Source organism: Agathobaculum faecis, assembly GCF_014287995.1.
In the GTDB taxonomy this organism is placed as follows: domain Bacteria; phylum Bacillota; class Clostridia; order Oscillospirales; family Butyricicoccaceae; genus Agathobaculum; species Agathobaculum ammoniilyticum.
On sequence record NZ_JACOPL010000005.1, the window covers coordinates 97,896 to 118,565 of the forward strand.

Below are 20,670 nucleotides of genomic sequence, written 5' to 3' on the forward strand. Positions count from 1 at the left end.
ATGAAGGCGAATTATTTCCAACGTGTACAGGCACAGACACCAACCCGGTTCTGGATTAATAACGTTACGAGAGAGCAGGCGCGTCTGGCAATCGAAGCAGGGGCGGTCGGCTGTACTCAGAACCCTGCATATACATGGAAGATGATGGATGCTCCGGAGGAAAGGGAATACGTTTGTTCTTTGCTGGATCCCATTTTACAGCAGGAGGCAGATGATACGCAGGCATTGGTTCAGCTCCAGCGTGCGTTGGTAGAACGTGTGGCTCGACAGTTCATGCCATTATATGAAAAAAGTGGCGGCGATTTAGGATTGGTCAGCATACAGGGCGATCCTTTCCATGAGGATTGTGATACGATTGTGCGCTACGCACGCTATAACTGCTCTGCCTCCCCCAATATTATTGCGAAGATACCTGTGACAGAGGAGGGGCTGAAAGCGATCGAGGTGGTGCTGCAGGAAGGAATATCAGTTAACGCTACCGAAGTACTAAGCGTACGTCAGGCGCTGGATGTCTGCCGGGTCTATAACCGTATTACAGAAGGGGTGGCCAAAAAACCACATATTTATTTCTCCCACATTACAGGTATTTTTGACCAATATCTGTCTGAACAAGTTGCGCGTGAGGAAATTGAAGTCTGTCCGGACGCATTGTGGCAGGCAGGTATAGCGGCGGCGAAAAAAACCTATTGGATGACGAGGGAGGTATGCCCTAAGATGGGATTTATCGGCGGCGGCGCCCGTGGGCTTCAGCATTTTACCGAAATGGTGGGCGCGGATGCCTGTATAACAATTAACTGGAAGGGAACAGCGGATCGCTTAATTGAACAGGATATGCCTGTCGTACAGCGGTTCTTCATGCCTACCCCCGCATCCGTCATTGAGGAGTTGCGGGCCAAGCTGCCCGATTTTCGCAAGGGATACGATGTGGATGCTCTGGAGCCGTCCGAATATGAGGATTTTGGGCCGGTCGTATTGTTCCGGTCGGGGTTTGAAACGGCCTGGAAAAACGCGCTGGAATTTATAGCTGAGCGACGTAGGGGATAGACACAAAAAACACCGCGCGTAAGCACGGTGTTTTTTGTGTCTATTGAGATTTCTGCTCTGTATCAACGGCGCCGCCTACGCTGGTAATTGGAATTTTCGTAACGGGCACGCATGTTTTTGCGCTGCTTCCGCCGGCGCATGCCGCCGAACGTCAGGTTGAACAGAATGTAGAGTACGACAAAGATTGCCAGCACGACCAAGATCACCTTGAACGCAGTGCTTTTGAAGAAGTTTTCGAGCTTGTCCGCATAATACAGGACGTTGCTGCGTTCCACGTCGTTGAGCGAAACCAGCTCGACCGTGCCGTATTCGACGCCGCCGTAGGAGTAGGTGATGCTGCCGATGACATCCCCCGCCTTGATAGGGGCGTCCTTGCTGTCCGGTATGGTGGGGAACTGCTCCAGTTGGTCGACCTCCAAGTTTTTGGGGAGTGTGGCGACAAGGTCGTTTTTGGCGGTCAGCACGACCTCGTCCGCGTCTGTGGACAGGCGGACGTTGACGTGCGTGATCTCCTGCCCCTGCTTGGCCAGCGTTTTGGAGACAAAGTTCTCAAAGCCCCAGTCGAACAGACGGTTGGTTTCGGTAAAGCTCTTGGCGACAGTCGAACTGTCCGGCGCGTCCGCGCAGCCGAGCAGGACCGAATACAGCTTGGCCCCGCCCTTTTCCGCATAGGAAACCAGGCAGTTACCAGCCTGCGAGGTGTGACCGGTTTTAATCCCTTTGGCGTAGACGTTCGACCAGGGATCGGTGCGGCGGAAAATGAGCTGGTTGGTGGTGAAAATGATGCGCGAATCGTGCATGTTGGTCGCAGGCATCCGATACTGTGCGGTTTCGGCGATCGTAACGAACGTCTCATCCTGCATGGCAGCCTGCGAAATCAGCAGCAGGTCGCGCGCGGTGGAATAATGGTCGTCCGCATGCAGGCCGCAGGGGTTGGAGAAATGCGTGCCGGTGCAGCCAAGCTCCTGCGCGCGCGCGTTCATCATGTTGACAAATTCCTCGTACGATCCACCGACATGCCGCGCCAGCATATAGGCCGCCTCGTTTGCCGAGGGAAGCATGAGCGCGTACAGCAGGTCGATGACACGCACCTGCTCGCCGACCTTGATATCGGCGTTTGAACTGTCGGCCGTGACGTTTTCAAAGTCCGACTCCTGTGCGGTGACGATCTCCTCCAGATCCTCGACATGCTCGAGCGTGAGCAGCGCGGTCATGACCTTGGTGGTTGAGGCGGGGTAACGCCGCTCGTCCGCGTTTTTTTCATACAGCACCATGCCGGTATCGGCGTTGACCAGCAGCGCGGCGGTGGCGTCGATCAAGGGATCGGCCAGGCCGCCGGCTGTGGTGCCGCTTTCAATTTTTGCGTCTCCGCCCTCCGCGGCGTCGGTGTCGTTCTGGGAGGAGAGCGTGTCGTCCTCTCCTACGGTCGCAGAGGCCCGCGGGAGCGGCGCGGCGGAAAATAAAAACAGGAAACAAAGCGCAAGCGCGGTCAGGCGGCGGAAAAAAACATTACTTTTCATGCGGATCCCCCAGAGAAAAGTCTGCGTCGGTGAAATGGCCGCGTATGGCCGCGGGCTTGGGCGGGATGCGGCGCAGCGGGTCGTACCGGAACGCACGGCAGTGGTCGGTGCCGTCGACAACGCCGCGGCGGCGGCAGGCGATGCGCTGCCCGTCCGCCAAGGGGGAGCCGTGCGCGCAATAAATGCAGCGTGGCTCGATATCCTTTCGCAGCAGCTTTTTCAGCTTCATGCGGATAGTCACTCCATTCTTATGTACTGTGACCCATTATATCTTATTTTTCGTGCTTTTTCCACCCCAAATTAATAACAATACCAAAACGCCGAGCAGGACGGCGCCGGTCAGGTTAAAGGCACGGGGGGGCGCGGCGGCGCCTGCGAACACGGCCAGCGCCCTGGGGGAAAGCTGGAACAGCAAAGCGGTACACACGGCGGCAATCGTGCCGTGGAGCAGCTTGCCGAGCGTGAAAGCGCCGGATGGGAGCGCGAACGGAGCGGTCAGCGCGCGCGCCTGGAACTGTACGGCCAGCCCGCCGAAGCCGAGCAGGAAGGACGCCAGCGTGAGCTGGGCGCAGATGGTCAGGGGAAGCAGCGTCAGCTCGTCAAGACCGTTGGTCAGCTCGATCAGGCCGGCCAGCATATCGCCGTACGGCAGAGCGCGCAGGGCGGGACGGAGCAGCCGCAGCAGGACGGAAAAAACCGTCAGGAAGGCGGTGACGGTCAGCGCGGTGCGCGCGGCCTGCTGCGTGGCACCGCAGAAAGCGAAGGCAAAGCCTTCCCTGGGCGCAGCGGCCGCTCGCCCGCCCGCTGACTGCGCCATGGGGCCGCGCGCCACGACCAGACCGGTCAGCAGCGCGGACAGCGCGTGTATGCCGTAGAGGACCGCGCCGGTCCGCGCGCTGCCGAACACGCCCAGCCCGACCAACCCAATACAGAAGCCCGGGCTGGCGCAGTTGCAGAACGCGTTGACCCGCGCGGCGGCTTCGCGCGACAGCGCGCCCTGCTGGAGCAGCTCGGCCACGGTGGCCGCGCCGACCGGATAACCGCCGGTCAGCCCCAGTATGACCGCGGGCGCGGCCTCGGGCGGCAGACCGTACAGCCGTGCGAGCGGCCGGGCGGCAGCCCGGCCGAGCCGCTCCGCCAGTCCGGAACGGACAAGCAGGCCGCTGGCCACGAAAAATGGGAACAGCGCAGGCAGCGCCTCGCGGCCGGCAAGCGCTAGACCTTCACGCACCCCGTCCGCGCAGGCGGCCGGGCAGAGCAGGAACGCCGCGAACAGCGCAAGGGAGAAAAACAGCTTCATTGACCTCACCCCGGTTGACAGAGATTCCCTATTCTATGTCCGGCAGGCAAGTTTCATGCCGGCGCCGCATACAATAGCCCGAACGGAGGAGGGGACGCATGGCGCACGATGGGTTTGGGGCGGCGATTCTGGAGGATCTGCACGGAAGCCGCCCGCGCGTAGAGATCATCGGCAACAGCCGCGTCGTGGTGGAGAACCACCGCGGGATACAGGAGTATGACGACGGGCTGCTCCGCATCAAATGTTGCGGCTGCGAGGTGCGCATCACGGGCGCGGGCCTGACGCTCGCGGCGCTTTCGCTGGATGAGCTGGCGGTGACCGGAACGATCGTTTCGGTGGAATACACCACGGCGGGCTGATGCCGAAAGGGAGGGAAACGGATGGTTGGGCGGCTTTTGCTGCTGGCGCGCGGACAGGTGCGCGTCCGTGTGACGGGCGCGAGCCTGCCGCGCTTTCTCAATGCCTGTGCGCGGCACGGTATTACGCTGCGCCGCATGAAACGCACCGCATGGAACGAGATGTACGCGACGCTGTCGGTCGCGGATTTCCGCGCGCTGCGGCGGTATATGGGGCGCACGGGCTGTCGGGTGCATATCGTGCGGCGGCGGGGCGCGCCCTTTTTTGCCGCACGGCTGCGGCCGCGGTACGCGCTGTGGGGCGGCTTTTTTGCGCTTGTGCTGCTATGCTGGATTTTGCACGCCCATATCTGGTCGATCGAAACGAATATTTCCGCCGCGCTGCCGGAAGGGGAAATCATGCGGCAGCTTGATGCGCTGGGCGTACATATCGGCGCGCGGCGGAGCGCGATCGATACTGGAAGGATCCGGTGGAAGATGCTGCAGCTGCAGCCGGATATGACGTTTTTTTCGCTAAATATACAGGGGAACCGCCTGACGGTGGAGGCATATGGCGAATCCCCGCCTTCTGAACTGTTGGACCAGAGCGCGGTCACCAAGGTCGTTGCAGCGCGCGACGGGGTTGTGCGCCGCATTTTGGCGCAGGAAGGGCAGCCGGTGGTAAAGGCGGGCGACGCGGTCTCGGCCGGAGATACGTTGATCAGCGGGCTGGTTCCACCTACACGGGAGGAAGGGAACTACCACCTGACGCACGGCCGCGGCGAGGTGGAGGCGTATACGGCCTATCATACCGCGCGCGTCCGCGCGCTGACAACGGAGAAAAAGGCTTATACGGGAAAGGTGAAGCACCAGTACGCGCTTGTTTTAGGAAATAAACGGTTAAATTTATATTTTGGGAGTGGAATTTCCAGCAGCACCTGTGATAAAATAATAGAAACCAAAACGCTGTGGCTGTCCGACAGCGTGGTGTTCCCAGTCTCGCTGGTCAAACAGACCTATGTGTTTTATGAAACCGAGACGGTGACCCAAACCGCGGACGAGGTGCGCGTGGATATGATCTCCCGCGCGCTCGGGGATATCGTCGCGGGCATGGACGGCATGATCACCGGCCATGAGGAAACGATGGCCGAGCAGGCGGGGGCGGCGGTTTTGCGGCTGTCGGCGGACGCGGTCGAGCAGATCGGCGTGGAGGCGGTCGATGACAGCACGATTCCGGAAAAGGAGTCGGAGGAGGATGCCGGGGCGCAGCAGCATCCCGCGCAGGGATAAAACACCAGGAAAGTAAGGTGCAGACCATAGAAAAGACAATCCAGATAGAGCGGATCGAGCTCCTGATCGCGGTATTCGGGGCGTTCGATGAAAATATCAAGCTGCTGGAGCGCGAACTGGGGGTTTCGGTCGTCAGTCGCGGGACCGAGCTGAAGATATCCGGCGGCGAAGCGGAGGTGGAAATCGCTGCGCGTACGATCGGCGCGCTGGCCGGAATGGCGGCGCGCGGCGAGGCGGTCGGCACGCAGACTGTGCAGTATGTGATCGGTCTGGCGCGCGACGGGCGTGAGGCCGAGGTGCATACCATGGGCCGCGATGTTCTGTGCATCACGGCAAAGGGCAAGCCGGTCAAGGCTAAAACGCTCGGCCAGAAGCGGTATATGGAGGCCATCCAGAAAAACACGATCGTCATGGGTGTCGGTCCGGCCGGCACGGGCAAGACCTACCTTGCCGTGGCCGCAGCGGTCGCGGCGTTCCGCGACAAGCGGGTGTCCCGCATCATCCTGACGCGCCCGGCGGTCGAGGCGGGGGAAAAGCTGGGCTTTCTGCCCGGCGATCTGCAGAGCAAGGTAGACCCCTATCTGCGCCCGCTGTACGACGGGCTGTTCGACATGCTCGGCGCGGAGAATTTTGCCAAATACCAGGAGCGCGGCTCGATCGAGGTAGCGCCCCTGGCCTATATGCGCGGTCGCACGCTGGACGACAGCTTCATCATCCTGGACGAAGCGCAGAACACCACGCCCGAGCAGATGAAAATGTTCCTGACCCGTCTGGGATTCGGCTCGCAGGCGGTCATCACGGGCGATATCACCCAGATCGATCTGCCGGACGGCAAGGCCTCGGGGCTGAAAGAGGCCCTGCGCGTGCTGGACGGGGTGGAGGGCATCGCCCAGTGCTACCTGACCGAAAAAGACGTGGTGCGGCATGAGCTGGTGCAGCGCATCGTCAAGGCTTATGCGGACTACGAAAACAAAAAGGGCAGGGGGAAGCCGGCGGAAAGCCGTCATCCCGCTCTCCGGCGCAAAGGGGACAAGCGATGAACCATCAGATCAACATCGGCTTTGAAACCGCGGTGGAGGACGAAGCCGAGGTCGCCGCGCTCATCCGCACCTGCGCGCTGCGCGTACTCGAGAGCGAGGGCGTGCCGTTTTGCGCGGAGATCGACGTGACCGTGGTGAACGCGGATACGGTCCGTGAGATGAACGCCGCGTATCGGGATAAGGACGCGGTGACCGACGTGCTTTCTTTCCCGATGTACGAATTTGTAAACGGCGCGCCGCAGGAGCGGCTGGAGCGCGAGCCGGATTCCGGCCGCGTCATGCTGGGCGATATGGTGCTGTGCTATACGCGCGCCTGCGAGCAGGCGGCGGCGTTCGGCCATTCGCCCGCGCGGGAGTGCGGTTACCTGACGACGCATTCCGTGCTGCACCTTTTGGGCTACGACCATGAGCGGGGTGACGGGGACGCACGCCTGATGCGCGGCAAGGAAGAAGAAAATCTGGCCTTTCTGGGCCTGACGAGAGAGGCGTAATGAAAAAAAACATCCGAAAACTGCATGAAAGTTTTCTCAATGCGTTTCGTGGACTGGGGCTGTGCATCCATGGGGAACGCAACTTCCGCGTGCATATGGTGACCGCGTTTTATGTGACCATATTCGCGCTGCTGGGCGAAGCGACGGCGGCAGAAGCGTCTATTTTGTGCGTCTGCTTTGGGCTGACCATGGGTGCCGAGCTGATGAATACGGCGATTGAGCGACTGTGCGACCGGCAGGCCAGCGGGTACGACGGGTTTGTGCGCGATGCCAAGGATATCGCAGCGGCGGGCGTGTTCGTCTGCGCGGCGGCGTGTGTGGCGGTCGGCGTATGCATTTTTATCGGGGAGGGCGTGCTGGCCGCTGCCCTGCAGTACATTTTCGCGCACTTATGGGTCGCTATGGCGTTGCTCGCGTCCGCGCCCGCTGCGCTGTGGTTTATTTTTCAGTATGGGAGAATGCAATGAATCAGATTACCAAAACGGCGGTCATTTCCGTGGTCGGCCGCCCGAATGTAGGGAAATCCACCCTGACCAATAAGCTGGTGGGGCAGAAAGTGGCCATTGTGTCCAGCAAGCCGCAGACCACGCGCACCCGCATCACCGGCATACTCAACCGAGACGGCACGCAGTATGTTTTTCTGGACACGCCCGGCCTGCACAGGCCGCGCAGCCGTTTGGGCGACTACATGTGTAAGGTTGTGACCGACACCGTATCCGAGGTGGACGCGGCGGTGCTGGTGGTCGAGCCGATCGCCAACATTGGTCCGGCCGAGGAGAGCCTGATCGCACAGCTCAAGCAGCACCGTATGCCGGCTATTCTGGCGATTAACAAGATCGATACGCTGAAAAAGGAAGAGCTTCTCGCGGTAATCGCCGTTTACGCGCAGGCGCATGACTTTGAGGCGGTCGTCCCGATCTCTGCGCGCACGGGGGAGGGGCTGGACGAGCTGCTGACCGAGATCGGCAGATACGCGATCGAGGGGCCGCAGCTGTTTCCGGAGGATATGGTGTCCGACCAGCCGGAGCGCCAGCTTGCGGCCGAAATCGTGCGCGAAAAAATGTTGCGTCTGCTCGACCGCGAGGTTCCGCATGGCGTGGCGGTCGGCGTCGAGCGATGGAACGAGCGGGAGGACGGCCTGATCGAAATCAACGCGGTCATTTATTGTGAAAAGGCGAGCCACAAGGGCATCATCATCGGCAAGCAGGGTGCGATGCTGAAGGAGATCGGCCGGCAGGCCCGCGTGGACATTGAACGCATGCTGGATGCCAAAGTGTTTCTTGAGCTTTGGGTCAAGGTCAAGGAGGGCTGGCGCAACAACCAGTACCAGATGCGCAATTTCGGTTACGAGGAGCTGTAAATGGCCGAGGTCAAGCTGCGTGCGCTCGGCCTGCGCGAGGTGGATTTCGGCGACTACGACCGTTATCTGACAGCGCTGACCGCGGATGGCCGCAGGATAGAGATTTTGTGCAAAAACGCGCGGCGGGGAAAAAAGCAGAATCCCGCCGCGCGGCAGTTTTGCTACTCCGAATTCATCCTGTATGAACGGGGCGGGAAATATACGCTGCGCGAGGCGGGGCTTGTCCACTCGTTTTTTCCGCTGACACAGGATATCGAGCGGTACGCGCTTGCCTGCTATCTGGCGGAACTGGCAAGCGCGCTGGCCACGCCGGACGAGGACAGTCCGGCACTGTGCGTCCTGCTGCTGCACGCGTTGCGCGCGCTGGAAAGCGGCGGGCGCGAGCCGACGCTTGTCAAGGCTGCGTTCGAGTGGCGCGTGATGGCCGAAAGCGGCTATGCGCCTGACCTTTCGGGCTGCGGCGTGTGCGGCAGGGGGATCGAACGGCCGCCCGTGTATTTTTCCGTCCGCGCGGGTACTGCGGCGGACGGCGTGTGCGCGGAGCGGGTGGGGGGCTATGAGCGCCTTGCGGATTCCGCGCTGCGCGCGCTGACGCATGTATTGACGTGCGACACCCGCAGGGTGTATGCGTTTTCTCTGACCGGACTGGCGCGCGCGCAGTTCTGCCGCATGGGCGAGGCGTATGTGTTGTACCACCTCGGCCGCGGGTTCGACAGCCTGGCATTTTACCGGTCGGTCGCGCCGCTGGAATAGCTGTTTTATGCTGCAAGAGGGGGAGGCAGGTAAGACATGAAACTCACACGCAAACAGACCGCGCTGCGGTACAACTGGTATGTGCAGCTCGCTGTGGATGCGGCGGCGTTGCTGGTGTTCGCGTTGAGCTGGCACAGGGGCGTGGTGCTGTTCCCGTGGGTGGCTGCGCTGCTTCTGGTCTCGCTCGGTAATGTGTTTGCGTGCGGGCGCAGCCTGCTTGGCACGCTCAAGCGCATGCTGCCGAATGAGGAATACCAGCGGCTTGCCGCACGCTATTTCCCTTATGGGAACCGCTGGCTGTGGACGATGCTGCAATACAAACAGATGAAAGGTATGGCCGGCGAAAACGGCCGCGCAGTCCTGCGCCTGTGGCTGGGTGTGATCGGTGTGTGCGCGGGGTCGATGCTGGCCATCTATCTGGCGTCATATCTGCTGACAATTGTTTTATAATACGCTTCAGGAGTAAACCATGAACAGATTAGGCGAAAAATCCTTAAAAACACTGGAATATTACGAGATCCTCGACCGGCTCGCGTCACAGGCCGCGTCCGAGGCGGCAAAGGAGAAGTGCCGCGCGCTCCGGCCGCTGGATGATCATGAGCAGGCGCAGGTCTGGCTGGATCAGACGACCGATGCGAAAAACCGGATGATCCGGCAGGGCAGCCCAGGGTTCGGCGGCATCCGCGAGGTGGGTGCGATTTTGCTGCGTGCGGACCGTGGCGGCACGCTGAACCCGCGCGAGCTGCTTGACGTGGCGAGCCTGCTGCAGACCGCGCGCCGCGCGCTGGTCTACGACGCGGAACACGAGGAAAAGACCACGCTTACGCCGATCTTCGGCCTGCTGACCGGTAACCGTGCGCTGGAGGAGGCCATCACAACCGCGATTGTCTCCGAAGAGGAGATTGCGGACGGGGCATCCTCAGAACTGCTCTCCATCCGCCGCGAGCTGCGCCGCATCTCGGGCAAGGTGCGCGAGACGCTCAACCGCCTGATCTCGGGCGAGCGCTCCAAATACTTGCAGGAAACCATCGTCACCCAGCGCAACGGGCGCTTCGTCGTGCCGGTTAAGGCCGAGCACCGCGGCGACATCCCGGGCTTGGTGCATGATACCTCGTCCACGGGCGCGACCGTGTTCGTCGAGCCGCGGCAGGTGGTTGAGATCAACAATCAGATCAAGGTACTCGAGGGCCGTGAGGAGGCTGAGATCGAGCGCATCCTGGCCGAGCTGTCAGCCGAGGTTTCCATGCACAGGAGTGCGATCGAGCAGGATTATGATGTGCTGACAACGCTTGACTTTATTTTCGCGCGCGCAAAGCTGTCGTTTGAAATGAATGCCGCGCCGCCCGTGTTGGCCGCCGGCGCGAGCCGCTGCCGCCTGCTGCGGGCGCGGCACCCGCTGCTTGATAAGGACAAGGCCGTCCCCATCGATATCGCGATCGGCGGGGAATACGATACGCTGGTTATCACCGGCCCGAACACGGGCGGCAAGACCGTGTCGCTCAAAACGCTCGGCCTGCTGTCGCTGATGGCGGCGAGCGGCCTGCACATTCCGGCAAACGAGCAGTCCGAGATCGGCCTGTTCGAGCATGTCTACGCGGATATCGGCGACGAGCAGAGCATCGAGCAGTCGCTTTCGACCTTCTCCGCGCACATGAAGACCATTGTGTCTATCATGGACTGCTGCGGGCAGGGCGACCTGGTGCTGTTTGATGAGTTGGGCGCGGGTACCGATCCGGTCGAGGGTGCGGCGCTCGCGGTCGCGGTGATCGGCTATGCGCGCCAGATGGGCGCGTGTGTGGCTGCGACCACGCACTACGCGGAGCTGAAAACCTTCGCGCTCACCACCGATGGGGTGGAGAACGCCTCGTGCGAGTTCAATGTGCAGTCGCTGCAGCCGACCTACCGCCTGCTGACCGGCATCCCCGGCAAGTCCAACGCGTTCGCCATCGCGGCGCGGCTGGGGCTGCAGCCCACCATCATCGAGCGGGCGAAGGAGCAGGTCTCGACCGAGGACGCGCGCTTTGAGGACGTGCTGGCCGAGCTGGAGCGCGAGCGCCGCCGCATCGAACAGATGAAGGAGGAGGCGCAGAAAATGCGCGCCGCCGCGCAGTCCGAGCGGGACAGGATGCGCGCCGAGCGCGACGCGGCCGAGGCGCGCGCGGATAAGCTGCTCGAGGGCGCGCGCAGCCAGGCGGACCGCCTCCTCAAAGACGCGCGCATGACTGCCGAGACCGTGTTCGACGAGCTGGAGGACATGAAAAAGAAAGCGCAGAAGGATACGGCCGGACAGAACTTGGCCGCGGCCAAGGCCGCGCTGCGCGGCGTTATCACGCAGACCGAGAACGAGCAGCGGCGCGGCATCCAGAAGCGCGTGGTCGAGGCAGACGAGCAGCGGCCGGTCAAAAAGGGCGACCGCGTGCGGCTGATCAACGTGGGCGGCGTGCTGGCCGACGTGCTCGCGCCCGCGGACAAAAGCGGCAACGTGCAGGTGCAGGCCGGACCGATGAAGATGACGGTCAAGGAGAACGAGCTGCGCATCGTGGAGGAGCAGGCGCCCGTGAAAAAGTCGGTCCAGCCCCGCCGCGACGCGCCGAAGCGCGAGCTGAACATCCGCTCGGCGGAGAGCGAGGTGGATGTGCGCGGCATGAGCGCGCAGGAGGCGCTGTTCGAGGTGGATAACTTCCTTTCCCGCGCGCTTATGGCCGGCCTGCCCTCGGTCACGGTCATCCACGGCAAGGGGACGGGCGTGCTGCGCAACGCGGTACAGCAGCATCTGCGGTCAAACAAGCGTGTCAAGAGCGTGCGCAGCGGTGTGTACGGTGAGGGCGAGCAGGGCGTGACCATCGTCGAATTGCGGTAAAAACGCATCGTTTTGGGAATAGAAAACCGATGTGCAGGGCAAAATGCCATATATTCCGAAAGAATGCAGGAAATTTTCATTAAAAATACAAAGGGTGCGCGGGCATTTTATCCTTGACGAAACTGACAAAAGGCGCTATGCTATATATATCGGATTTGAAGAAATAGGAGCGATGCAGATTATGTATTCGAAAGAGGTACAGGTTACCAATCAGGTAGGTTTATATGCCCGACCGGCAACTTTTTTTATTCAGAAAGCCAATGAATTCAAGAGCACGATTCTGGTAGAGAAGGAAGAGCGCCGCGTGAATGCGAAGAGCCTGCTCGGTATCCTTTCCCTTGGCATTACCAAGGGTACTACCATCAACCTGATTGCGGACGGACCGGACGAGGAAGAGGCGGTATCCGCATTGGTTGAGTTGATTACGTCCAATTTCACCGACTGATTTTATCGCATCCTGCAAAAAAGCGCCGATATCGCATCGGCGCTTTTGTTTTACCCTGCGGCTTTTTTCAAAGGGGAAAGCGGGAGGCTGGCGCTTCTTTAACGCGCCACAAGGAAGAAAGGGGCGGCCCGCCATAAACAGGGAGCAATTAAAAGAGCGTGTGCGCAAGCTGCCCATGCAGCCAGGCGTATACCTGCACAAGGACAAGACCGGTAAGGTAATCTACGTCGGAAAAGCGAAGCTGCTGAAAAATCGGGTGTCCAACTACTTCCAGGCGCCGGAGCGCCTGAACCCGAAAACGCGGCAGCTTGTCAGCCATATCGCGGATTTCGACATCATTGTGACCGAGACCGAGTTCGAGGCGCTGGTGCTGGAAAATTCGATGATCAAAAAGTACAAGCCCAAGTACAACATCCTTCTCAAGGACGACAAGGGCTATCCGTATATCCGGCTGAATATGGACGCGCCGTATCCGGCGTTTTCCGTGGTGTCCAAGCCGGGGCATGACGGGGCGCGGTATTTCGGCCCCTACCCGGGGCGCGTGGCCGCGCGCCGCGCGATCGATACGATCAGCGAGGCGCTGCATCTCAAAACCTGCTCGCGCGTGTTCCCACGCGACATCGGCAAGGACCGGCCGTGCCTGAACCAGCATTTGGGACGTTGCTGCGCGCCCTGCACGGGTAAGGTCAGTCCGGAGGAGTACCATGCGCTGATCGGCCAGGCGGTCGCTTTGTTTGAGGGCGACGCAAAGCGGCTGGAAAAGGAACTGACGGAGAAAATGAATGAAGCGGCCGAGGAGCTGCAGTTCGAACGCGCGGCGCTGCTGCGCGACCGCCTGCGCGCGGTGCAGCGGCTGGGAACGCGGCAGCATGTGGTCGCGGGCGCGTTCGCGGAGCTGGATGTCGCGGCGTTTGTGCAGGGGCAGACGCGCGCCTGCGTGTGCGTGCTGCACTATGGCGGCGGCGCGCTGCAGGACAAGGAGTACACCCTGTTCCATCTGACCGAAAGCGATCCGGCCGAGGTGTTGTCGTCGTTCATCAAGCAGTATTATGCGCAGCGCGGCGCTGTGCCGAAAACCATACTCCTTTCGCACGAGCTTGAGGAGCAGGAGGCGGTGGCGGAATACCTGTCTTCGATCGCGGAGCGACGGGTCGAACTGGCGGTCCCGCAGCGCGGCGAGCGCCGCGTGCTCACCAGGCTCGCGGAAAAAAACGCGCGCGAGGAGATCGAGCGCAGGGAAAAGCAGTCCGAGCGGCGGCACAAATCGCTCGAGCTTTTACAGAACGTCACCGGCATGGCCGCGCTGCCGCTGAGGCTCGAGGCATACGATATCTCCAACTTCGCGGGGCAGGATACGGTCGGCTCGATGGTTGTGTTCACGGAAGGGCAGCCAAAAAAAAGCGACTACCGCAAATTCCGGATCGCCTGCGCGGCCAACGGGCAGGACGACTACGCCTCCATGCGTGAAATGCTCACCCGCCGCGTACAGCGCTATGTGGACGGGGACGAGAAATTCACGCCGCTGCCGGGGGCCTTTTTGATCGACGGCGGCCTGGGGCATGTTCGCGTTTGCAAGGAGGTGCTGGATTCGTTCGGGCTGACGACGCCCTGCTTCGGCATGGTCAAGGACGATCATCACCGCACGCGCGCGCTCGTTGCGCCGGACGGGCGCGAGTTCGGCATCTCGGCCACGCCCGCGCTGTTCGCGCTGATCGGCCGCATCCAGGAGGAGGTACACCGGTTTGCCATTGAGTATAACCGCAAGCTGGGCGGCAAAAAGGTGCGCGGTTCAACGCTTGACAAGATCGAGGGCATTGGGGACAAGCGGCGCGCCGAGCTGCTCCGGCACTTTGGCAGCATCGAGAACATCCGGCAGGCGAGCGAGCAGGAGCTTACGCGGGTGTTGCCGCGCAATGCGGCGCAGGCGGTATACGATTTTTTCCATAAGGAGGACTGAAGTATGCGTGTGGTATCCGGCTCCGCGCGCGGCTGTAAATTGCAGCCCGTACCCGGCATGAGTACCCGCCCGACGACCGACCGCGTTAAGGAAAATGTGTTCAACCTGATCCAGGAGCATGTCCGCGGCGCGGAGGTACTCGACCTGTTTGCGGGAACGGGGCAGCTTGGGATCGAGGCGCTTTCGCGAGGCGCGCGGCACTGTGATTTTGTGGAGTGCGATAAGGCGGCATACAATATCGTGTGTAAAAATACAGAAACCGCCCGCGTGGCCGACCGCGCCTCGCTACACCGGAAAGAGGCGGCCGACTTTGTTTCCTGTGCTGGAAAGCGGCGCTACAGCTTGATTTTTCTCGATCCCCCTTACGGCGGCGAAATTCTGGAAAATGCATTATTACAAATAGAAACGTTTGACATTCTCTCTACAAATGGTATAATAATATGCGAAAGTGCAGTAGAGGACCGGTTTGCGCACGGGTTTGAGGTCGTCCGCGAACGTCGCTACGGCGCGACTTTGATTACCGTTCTGCGGAACGGCGAAACGGATGAAAAGCATGAGAGTAGCGATCTATCCGGGCAGCTTTGACCCGGTCACCTTGGGACATCTGGATATTATCCGCCGCGCGTCGGTCGTGTTCGACCGGCTGATCGTTGCGGTGATGCATAACCAGAATAAAAAGCCGATGTTTTCGGTGGACGAGCGTATGGATTTCCTGAAGCGGACGACAGGCGACCTGCCTAACGTGGAGGTCGCGTCGTTTGGCGGCCTACTCGCGGATTATGCGAAGCAGGAGGGCGCCTGTGCGGTGGTTAAGGGACTGCGCGCGGTTTCGGATTTTGAATATGAGTTCCAGATGGCGCTGGCGAACCGGAAGCTTAATCCTGAATTGGACACGGTGTTCCTGATGACGAGTGCGGAGTATATGTATTTATCCTCGTCCGTAGTAAAGGATATTGCGGTGCATGGCGGCAGCGTTGCCGGATTTGTCCCTGCAGAAATTATAGACGATATTGTGCGCCGCACAAGAAAGGAAGGCTAACGATGGCAACTTTGGACGAACTGATCAACAGCATGTACGATATGGTACAGGACGCGAAAGGCATCCCGCTGGCGGGCGAGAAGTGCATCTTGGAGCGCGACCGTCTGCTTGATCTGCTCGATGAGCTGCGCGCCACGCTGCCGAACGACTTGAAAACAGCGCAGGACATCGTTGAGAAACGCAGTGAAATGCTTGCCTCCGGAAAGCGCGAGGCGGAATCGATCCGCCGTCAGGCGGAGGAGGATGCCCGGCAGATGGTTTCCGAAACCGAGATCGTCGTGGCCGCGCGACGCAAGGCAAAGGAAGTGCAGGGCAACGCGGAGATCCAGGCCCGAGAGTTGCGCCGAGTGACGAACGAATATTGTGAGGATACGCTCAAGCGCACCGAGGAGGCGGTGGCGCTTTCGCTGGAGGAGATCCGCAAGGTGCGCCAGCGCTTTAAGAGCATCGCCAAATAAATAATATTTTGCAGCATCCGAAAAGCCAGGTTTTTTACCTGGCTTTTTTTGCTGCGTTTTGCCGGCGAAATAAGGTGGAATAAACTGTAAAATAAGAGGAGGGTGGGAAAACGGCGCGGTACGGGCGGAAAGAATGCGCGTTTTTGTGGGATTTCTCCCCACCGTTCGCGCAGCCAAAATAGGCGTTTGTGGAAAGGAAAAATAATCGAACAAGTGTTTGAAAAATTGCAAAAACCACTGTTTTTTCATTTTACCGCCATAATCTTCCGCAAAAAAATACGAAAAAAATCCTTGCAATCTGGAGGGCTTCTCGTTATAATGGATTCAAGGTGGTGAGAAGTGGGGTAAAGTGTCACAGATTCCACCAAAGGGAAAGCGTGGTGTGAATCGGTGAAAGGCGAATACAAGCATTCCATAGACGCCAAGGGGCGTCTGGCGATGCCGGCCAAGCTTCGTGATGAGCTCGGCGAACGCTTCACCGTCACCAAAGGGCTGGATGGATGTCTGGCCGTTTATCCGGAAAAAGAGTGGGAGGGGCTGGAAGAGCGCATCCGCTCCCTGCCCATGTCCAAATCCCGCGATCTGCAGCGCTTTTTCTTCTCGGCCGCGTTCGACGCCGAGCTGGACGCGCAGGGCCGCATCCTGCTGCCCGCCAACCTGCGCGCGTACGCAGGGCTGAGCAAGGAGACGGTCGTTATCGGCGCCTCTAACCATGCGGAAATTTGGGACGCCGTGAAATGGGCGGCTTACAATGACAGCATCACCGATGATCGCATCATGGAGGCCATGGAGGATCTCGGGTTCTAAAAAGCGCCGTACAAGGAGGGTCAGCGTATGGAATTTCATCACGTTTCCATTTTGCTCGAACCCTGTCTGGAGGCGCTGCATATCAAGCCGGACGGCGTTTACGTCGATGCGACGACAGGCGGCGCCGGACATTCGCTCCGCATTGCGGAGCGTTTGCATGATACTGGACGCCTGGTCTGCATCGATCGGGACGACGAGGCGCTGGAAAACGCGAAAGTGCGCCTGAAGAAGGTCTGGCAGCGCGTATACACGGTGAAAAGCGATTTCCGCGAGATTGATCGGGTGCTTGCCAGCCTGGGGCTGGCGGGCGCGGATGGGATACTGTTCGACTTGGGCGTTTCGTCGCCGCAGTTGGACCATGCGGAGCGAGGTTTTTCCTACATGAAGGATGCGCCGCTCGACATGCGGATGGACCGGACGCAGACGCTGACCGCGTACGACGTGGTAAACGGCTGGAGCAGGGAGGAACTTCGTCGTATCCTGTTCGAATACGGCGAAGAACGCTATGCGCCGCTGATAGCAGCGGCCATCGAGCGGGAGAGAGAAAAAAAGCCGATAGAAACGACGGGAGAGCTTGTAGAAATCATAAAGGGCGCGATGCCGGCCAAGGCGTTGCGGGAAAAACAGCATCCGGCCAAGCGCAGCTTTCAGGCGATCCGCATAGCCGTTAATGACGAGCTTGGCGCGGTGCGGGAAGCGATGGATAAGGCGATCGACTGCCTGAACCCGGGCGGGCGCCTGGCGGTGATCACATTCCACAGCCTAGAGGACCGCATTGTCAAAGCCGCGTTCCACCAGGCGGCACAGGGCTGCACCTGCCCGAAGGATTTTCCGGTCTGCGTCTGCGGCGGGAAGCCTAAAGTCAGGCTGACGCCCCGCAAGCCGATTCTGCCGGATGAGAAAGAACTTGCAGACAACCCGCGGGCGCGGAGCGCAAAGCTTCGCGTGTGCGAAAAAATAGGAACAGACGGATAGGACAGAAAGGAAATGCAATGATGACTGCCAGCAGGGAGAGCGTAGCGTACAAACAGTATGAAGAGCGCATGGCGCCCGTACAACAGGAAAGAACACGCGACCTCCGTGCAGTCCCGACGCCGCGCCGCCGCAAAAAAGCCGCCGTACGGCTGAACGTGTTCGTGTGCGTCAGCGTCATTGCGATCGCAGCGGTGTATATCCTGTTCTGCCAGATGCAGCTGACCCAGCTGACCGCGCAGGTCAGCACCCAGACCGAGGCGCTCGACGAGCTTGCGGCGGAAAATGTTTCCCTGTCAAGCAAGCAGATGAACAGCATGGACATGACGCAGGTGGAGGAATATGCGGTGAACCACCTGGGCATGGTAAAAATGGACAATTCACAGATCGAATATGTGGAACTGACCAATCCGGATACGGTCACGGTGGCGCAAAGCGGGGTGTCGCTGGACGCGCTGTTTTCCGGCTTGGCGCGCAGCTTTTCTGCAGCCCTGGAATATATCCGGTAAGTAAATGAATAGGATGCGTAATAGGGGAGTGAGAGGTGGAAACTTCTGACTCCTTACGCTTTTTTTCGACCAAACGGCAGTGGAGGGATGCAACGCAAATGGCAGCAAAGGGACCGAACAATTTAATGCGCTCGCGCATCGTGATGCTCACGCTGGCGTTTGTGGCGATCGGCTTCGGCCTGGTCGCCGTGCGCCTGCTGTATATGCAGGTATTCCGCAACGACTTTTATGTGCAGCAGGCGACAACACTGCAGACGCGGGACACGCTGGTCACGCCCAACCGCGGCACGATCTATGACGCGAATATGCAGGTGCTGGCTGAATCGGCCTCGGTCGCCCGTATTACGGTCAACCCCAAGGCTGTGATCGACGAGTCCAAGGTGAACAAGGGGATACCGGCGGAACAGCAGCAGCAGGAGCTGGCGCAGATTCTTGCCGACACGCTGGAGTTGGACTACGACACCGTGCTGGGGAAAATCAAAAGAACCGATACCCAATATCAGATCATCGCCCAAAAGGTAGATAAGGACACGGAAAACGCCCTGTATGAAAAGCTCGAGGCTGCGGGCTGCGGCAACGCGGTCTATTCCGAGCCGGACACCAAGCGGTATTACAAATACGGCGCCTTCCTTTCCACCGTGCTGGGCTATGTCAACGACGATAACGTGGGCGTTTACGGCTTGGAATCCGAATACGAGAGCGAGCTTGCCGGTACTGCGGGGCGCATCGTCCGCGCGCAGAATGCCAAAAACCAGGATATGCCGTATGATTATCAGCAGTACATTCCGGCAACGGACGGAAACTCGCTTGTGCTAACGATCGACAGCGACATCCAGAATATCCTAGAAAAGCATCTGGAAACCGCGCTGGCGGATAATCCCAATGCACGCGACGGCGTATCGGGTATTGTGATGGATGTCAAAACCGGCGCGGTGCTAGCGATGGCCAACCTGCCGGACTTCGACCCCAACCAGCCGCGCGTAATCTCGGACGAACGGTACCTGAACGAGCTGAAGGAGACCGTGCAGAAGCTTTTGGAGGAGGCCGGTGTATCGGCGGAGATCCCCGACAAATACTATCAGGAGGGCGGACTGGATAACCTGCCGGAGAGCGTGCAGAACAATGAGGCCTTGGTTGACGCGCTGACGGACGCGCGGACCGAGGAGCTTTACAAGATGTGGTATAATCCGGTTGTGACCGATACCTATGAGCCGGGCTCCACTTTCAAGCTGATGAACGTGGCGACCGCCTATGAGCTGGGCGTGGTGCATGCGGAGGATACCTTTTACTGCGGCGGCTCGATGATGGTCGGCGACTGGAAGGAGCCGATCAAATGCCACAACACCAACGGGCATGGCTCGCAGACGCTGACGCAGGCGGTGATGAACTCCTGTAACGTGGCGATGATGCAGATCGTAGCAAAGACCGGCAGGGAACGCTTTTACGACTTTTTCAAGGCGTTCGGCATGAATAGCAGGACCGGCATCGACCTGCCAAATGAAAGCCCAGGCATCTTCTTTGACGTAGAGGACAGCACCTCGTGGAACGAGGTGTCGCTCGCGGTATCCTCGTTCGGCCAGCGCTTCCAGGTAACGCCGATTCAGATGGCGAGCATGATTTCGGCCATCGTGGACGACGGGAGGCTGAAAAAGCCTTATCTGGTCCGCGAGGTGCTGAATGCGGACGGTTCGATCAAATCCACGGCCGAGACCGAGGTTGTCCGCCAGGTCATTTCGGAGGACACCTCCGCGTATATGCGCGATACGATGCTGCAGGTTGTGGAAAGCGGCACGGGCAAGAACGCCTATGTACCCGGCTACCGTGTGGGCGGTAAGACCGCAACCTCAGAGATTCTGAAAGAGGCGGAGGACGTCGAGGACCGCTATACGGCTTCGTTTATCGGCGTGGCGCCGATGGACGATCCGCAGATCGTGGTGCTGGTCGCGATCAGCGACCTGCCGGAATCCTCTCCGCACGGCGGCGGTGCGCTCGCCGCGCCGGTCGTCGGCCGCATCATGGAGGATGTGCTGCCGTATATCGGCGTGACGCCGGTGTATACCGATGAGGAAAACGACCGCCGCGAGCTGACCGTACCCGGCGTGGTCGGCTCCACGCAGGAGCAGGCGGCGAGCACGCTGCAGCAGGCGGGCTTTGCGTACCGCGTCGTCGGCAGCGGCGACACGGTCACCGACCAGGTGCCGGCCAGTGGTGTGCGCATTCCGGCCAGTGGCAAGGTCATCCTGTATATGGGCGAGGATAAGCCTGCGGAGCAGATCGAGGTACCCGACCTGACCGGATTGACGCCGGACGAGTGCCGAGACACGCTGGAGCAGTACGGACTGTACCTCAAGCAGAAGGGGGTCGCGTCCTCGCAGATTACAGGCAATACCACCGCGAGCCGGCAGAGTCCGGCAAAAGGGACCAAGGTGAATATCGGCGCGGTGGTCACGGTTGAATTTTCCGACACAACGGGTGTCGACGACCGATAGG

Annotated in this window: 23 protein-coding genes; 20 read left to right on the top strand and 3 right to left on the bottom strand. The window is 60.1% G+C overall.

The window, feature by feature from the left end:
• On the top strand, positions 1 to 1,044 hold the full coding sequence (locus H8S45_RS06695) for a transaldolase family protein (RefSeq protein ID WP_147574282.1): 1,044 nt from the start codon (positions 1 to 3) through the stop codon (positions 1,042 to 1,044).
• A 62-nt stretch (positions 1,045 to 1,106) separates the two neighbouring features.
• Here the strand turns inward: H8S45_RS06695 and H8S45_RS06700 are convergent, their stop codons facing one another.
• Genes H8S45_RS06700 through H8S45_RS06710 form a run of 3 tightly spaced genes read right to left on the bottom strand, consistent with a single transcriptional unit; the run spans position 1,107 to position 3,864 of the window.
• Positions 1,107 to 2,564 (bottom strand): D-alanyl-D-alanine carboxypeptidase family protein, encoded by a 1,458-nt coding sequence (locus tag H8S45_RS06700; protein WP_107631901.1) that lies wholly within the window; start codon positions 2,562 to 2,564, stop codon positions 1,107 to 1,109.
• Positions 2,554 to 2,793, bottom strand: coding sequence for a hypothetical protein (locus H8S45_RS06705; RefSeq protein ID WP_054327144.1), 240 nt, complete (start codon positions 2,791 to 2,793; stop codon positions 2,554 to 2,556). Before H8S45_RS06705 ends, H8S45_RS06700 begins: the two co-directional genes overlap by 11 nt.
• A gap of 36 nt (positions 2,794 to 2,829) precedes the next feature.
• Positions 2,830 to 3,864, bottom strand: a complete 1,035-nt coding sequence (locus H8S45_RS06710) for a nucleoside recognition domain-containing protein (RefSeq protein WP_147574283.1) — start codon at positions 3,862 to 3,864, stop codon at positions 2,830 to 2,832.
• 98 nt (positions 3,865 to 3,962) lie between these two features.
• Between H8S45_RS06710 and H8S45_RS06715 the strand changes: the two genes are divergently transcribed.
• The 19 genes from H8S45_RS06715 (at position 3,963) to H8S45_RS06805 (ending at position 20,669) form a co-directional block, all read left to right on the top strand.
• Positions 3,963 to 4,223: a YabP/YqfC family sporulation protein gene (locus H8S45_RS06715; protein ID WP_054327147.1), complete on the top strand. Its 261-nt coding sequence runs from the start codon at positions 3,963 to 3,965 to the stop codon at positions 4,221 to 4,223.
• 21 nt (positions 4,224 to 4,244) lie between these two features.
• A complete protein-coding gene (locus H8S45_RS06720) occupies positions 4,245 to 5,489 on the top strand; it encodes a sporulation protein YqfD (protein WP_147574284.1) in 1,245 nt (414 codons plus the stop codon).
• Positions 5,490 to 5,515: 26 nt separating this feature from the next.
• The gene (locus H8S45_RS06725; protein ID WP_054327171.1) at positions 5,516 to 6,529 is read left to right on the top strand and encodes a PhoH family protein; all 1,014 of its coding nucleotides are present in this window, start codon (positions 5,516 to 5,518) and stop codon (positions 6,527 to 6,529) included.
• On the top strand, positions 6,526 to 7,020 hold the full coding sequence (gene ybeY, locus H8S45_RS06730; RefSeq protein WP_054327150.1) for an rRNA maturation RNase YbeY: 495 nt from the start codon (positions 6,526 to 6,528) through the stop codon (positions 7,018 to 7,020). The genes H8S45_RS06725 and ybeY overlap by 4 nt, the downstream gene beginning before the upstream one ends.
• Complete coding sequence (locus H8S45_RS06735) at positions 7,020 to 7,487, top strand: diacylglycerol kinase (protein ID WP_107631904.1); 468 nt, start codon at positions 7,020 to 7,022, stop codon at positions 7,485 to 7,487. The genes ybeY and H8S45_RS06735 overlap by 1 nt, the downstream gene beginning before the upstream one ends.
• Positions 7,484 to 8,380, top strand: a complete 897-nt coding sequence (gene era / locus H8S45_RS06740) for a GTPase Era (RefSeq protein ID WP_107631905.1) — start codon at positions 7,484 to 7,486, stop codon at positions 8,378 to 8,380. The genes H8S45_RS06735 and era overlap by 4 nt, the downstream gene beginning before the upstream one ends.
• Positions 8,381 to 9,133, top strand: coding sequence for a DNA repair protein RecO (recO, locus tag H8S45_RS06745; RefSeq protein ID WP_107631906.1), 753 nt, complete (start codon positions 8,381 to 8,383; stop codon positions 9,131 to 9,133).
• A gap of 36 nt (positions 9,134 to 9,169) precedes the next feature.
• Positions 9,170 to 9,583: a hypothetical protein gene (locus tag H8S45_RS06750; RefSeq protein WP_107631907.1), complete on the top strand. Its 414-nt coding sequence runs from the start codon at positions 9,170 to 9,172 to the stop codon at positions 9,581 to 9,583.
• A 19-nt stretch (positions 9,584 to 9,602) separates the two neighbouring features.
• Positions 9,603 to 11,993 (top strand): endonuclease MutS2, encoded by a 2,391-nt coding sequence (locus H8S45_RS06755; protein WP_107631908.1) that lies wholly within the window; start codon positions 9,603 to 9,605, stop codon positions 11,991 to 11,993.
• A 181-nt stretch (positions 11,994 to 12,174) separates the two neighbouring features.
• Entirely contained in the window at positions 12,175 to 12,438 is a 264-nt protein-coding gene (locus H8S45_RS06760) for an HPr family phosphocarrier protein (protein ID WP_107632189.1), read from the top strand.
• A 133-nt stretch (positions 12,439 to 12,571) separates the two neighbouring features.
• The gene (gene uvrC / locus H8S45_RS06765; protein WP_107632190.1) at positions 12,572 to 14,395 is read left to right on the top strand and encodes an excinuclease ABC subunit UvrC; all 1,824 of its coding nucleotides are present in this window, start codon (positions 12,572 to 12,574) and stop codon (positions 14,393 to 14,395) included.
• A 3-nt stretch (positions 14,396 to 14,398) separates the two neighbouring features.
• The gene (gene rsmD, locus H8S45_RS06770; protein ID WP_054327154.1) at positions 14,399 to 14,980 is read left to right on the top strand and encodes a 16S rRNA (guanine(966)-N(2))-methyltransferase RsmD; all 582 of its coding nucleotides are present in this window, start codon (positions 14,399 to 14,401) and stop codon (positions 14,978 to 14,980) included.
• On the top strand, positions 14,949 to 15,434 hold the full coding sequence (gene coaD, locus H8S45_RS06775; RefSeq protein WP_054327155.1) for a pantetheine-phosphate adenylyltransferase: 486 nt from the start codon (positions 14,949 to 14,951) through the stop codon (positions 15,432 to 15,434). The genes rsmD and coaD overlap by 32 nt, the downstream gene beginning before the upstream one ends.
• A gap of 2 nt (positions 15,435 to 15,436) precedes the next feature.
• Complete coding sequence (locus H8S45_RS06780; protein ID WP_054327156.1) at positions 15,437 to 15,892, top strand: hypothetical protein; 456 nt, start codon at positions 15,437 to 15,439, stop codon at positions 15,890 to 15,892.
• Between the two features lie 102 nt (positions 15,893 to 15,994).
• Positions 15,995 to 16,228: a hypothetical protein gene (locus tag H8S45_RS06785; protein ID WP_159068199.1), complete on the top strand. Its 234-nt coding sequence runs from the start codon at positions 15,995 to 15,997 to the stop codon at positions 16,226 to 16,228.
• 54 nt (positions 16,229 to 16,282) lie between these two features.
• Entirely contained in the window at positions 16,283 to 16,699 is a 417-nt protein-coding gene (gene mraZ, locus H8S45_RS06790; RefSeq protein ID WP_262564482.1) for a division/cell wall cluster transcriptional repressor MraZ, read from the top strand.
• 27 nt (positions 16,700 to 16,726) lie between these two features.
• Positions 16,727 to 17,674: a 16S rRNA (cytosine(1402)-N(4))-methyltransferase RsmH gene (gene rsmH, locus H8S45_RS06795; protein WP_054327157.1), complete on the top strand. Its 948-nt coding sequence runs from the start codon at positions 16,727 to 16,729 to the stop codon at positions 17,672 to 17,674.
• Positions 17,675 to 17,691: 17 nt separating this feature from the next.
• A complete protein-coding gene (locus H8S45_RS06800; protein WP_107631909.1) occupies positions 17,692 to 18,180 on the top strand; it encodes a cell division protein FtsL in 489 nt (162 codons plus the stop codon).
• A gap of 98 nt (positions 18,181 to 18,278) precedes the next feature.
• Entirely contained in the window at positions 18,279 to 20,669 is a 2,391-nt protein-coding gene (locus H8S45_RS06805; RefSeq protein ID WP_054327159.1) for a penicillin-binding transpeptidase domain-containing protein, read from the top strand.
• Position 20,670: the final 1 nt, after the last annotated feature.

Bases quoted from the DNA above. Each gene is read 5' to 3' on its own strand.
- recO (WP_107631906.1), top strand. From the start codon at position 8,381: ATGGCCGAGGTCAAGCTGCGTGCGCTCGGCCTGCGCGAGGTGGATTTC.
- rsmD (WP_054327154.1), top strand. From the start codon at position 14,399: ATGCGTGTGGTATCCGGCTCCGCGCGCGGCTGTAAATTGCAGCCCGTA.
- ybeY (WP_054327150.1), top strand. From the start codon at position 6,526: ATGAACCATCAGATCAACATCGGCTTTGAAACCGCGGTGGAGGACGAA.
- rsmH (WP_054327157.1), top strand. From the start codon at position 16,727: ATGGAATTTCATCACGTTTCCATTTTGCTCGAACCCTGTCTGGAGGCG.
- H8S45_RS06800 (WP_107631909.1), top strand. From the start codon at position 17,692: ATGATGACTGCCAGCAGGGAGAGCGTAGCGTACAAACAGTATGAAGAG.
- H8S45_RS06750 (WP_107631907.1), top strand. From the start codon at position 9,170: ATGAAACTCACACGCAAACAGACCGCGCTGCGGTACAACTGGTATGTG.
- H8S45_RS06715 (WP_054327147.1), top strand. From the start codon at position 3,963: ATGGCGCACGATGGGTTTGGGGCGGCGATTCTGGAGGATCTGCACGGA.
- H8S45_RS06700 (WP_107631901.1), bottom strand. From the start codon at position 2,564: ATGAAAAGTAATGTTTTTTTCCGCCGCCTGACCGCGCTTGCGCTTTGT.
- H8S45_RS06755 (WP_107631908.1), top strand. From the start codon at position 9,603: ATGAACAGATTAGGCGAAAAATCCTTAAAAACACTGGAATATTACGAG.
- H8S45_RS06705 (WP_054327144.1), bottom strand. From the start codon at position 2,793: ATGAAGCTGAAAAAGCTGCTGCGAAAGGATATCGAGCCACGCTGCATT.
- H8S45_RS06735 (WP_107631904.1), top strand. From the start codon at position 7,020: ATGAAAAAAAACATCCGAAAACTGCATGAAAGTTTTCTCAATGCGTTT.
- H8S45_RS06720 (WP_147574284.1), top strand. From the start codon at position 4,245: ATGGTTGGGCGGCTTTTGCTGCTGGCGCGCGGACAGGTGCGCGTCCGT.
- H8S45_RS06760 (WP_107632189.1), top strand. From the start codon at position 12,175: ATGTATTCGAAAGAGGTACAGGTTACCAATCAGGTAGGTTTATATGCC.
- H8S45_RS06695 (WP_147574282.1), top strand. From the start codon at position 1: ATGAAGGCGAATTATTTCCAACGTGTACAGGCACAGACACCAACCCGG.
- H8S45_RS06710 (WP_147574283.1), bottom strand. From the start codon at position 3,864: ATGAAGCTGTTTTTCTCCCTTGCGCTGTTCGCGGCGTTCCTGCTCTGC.
- H8S45_RS06780 (WP_054327156.1), top strand. From the start codon at position 15,437: ATGGCAACTTTGGACGAACTGATCAACAGCATGTACGATATGGTACAG.
- H8S45_RS06805 (WP_054327159.1), top strand. From the start codon at position 18,279: ATGGCAGCAAAGGGACCGAACAATTTAATGCGCTCGCGCATCGTGATG.
- era (WP_107631905.1), top strand. From the start codon at position 7,484: ATGAATCAGATTACCAAAACGGCGGTCATTTCCGTGGTCGGCCGCCCG.
- coaD (WP_054327155.1), top strand. From the start codon at position 14,949: ATGAGAGTAGCGATCTATCCGGGCAGCTTTGACCCGGTCACCTTGGGA.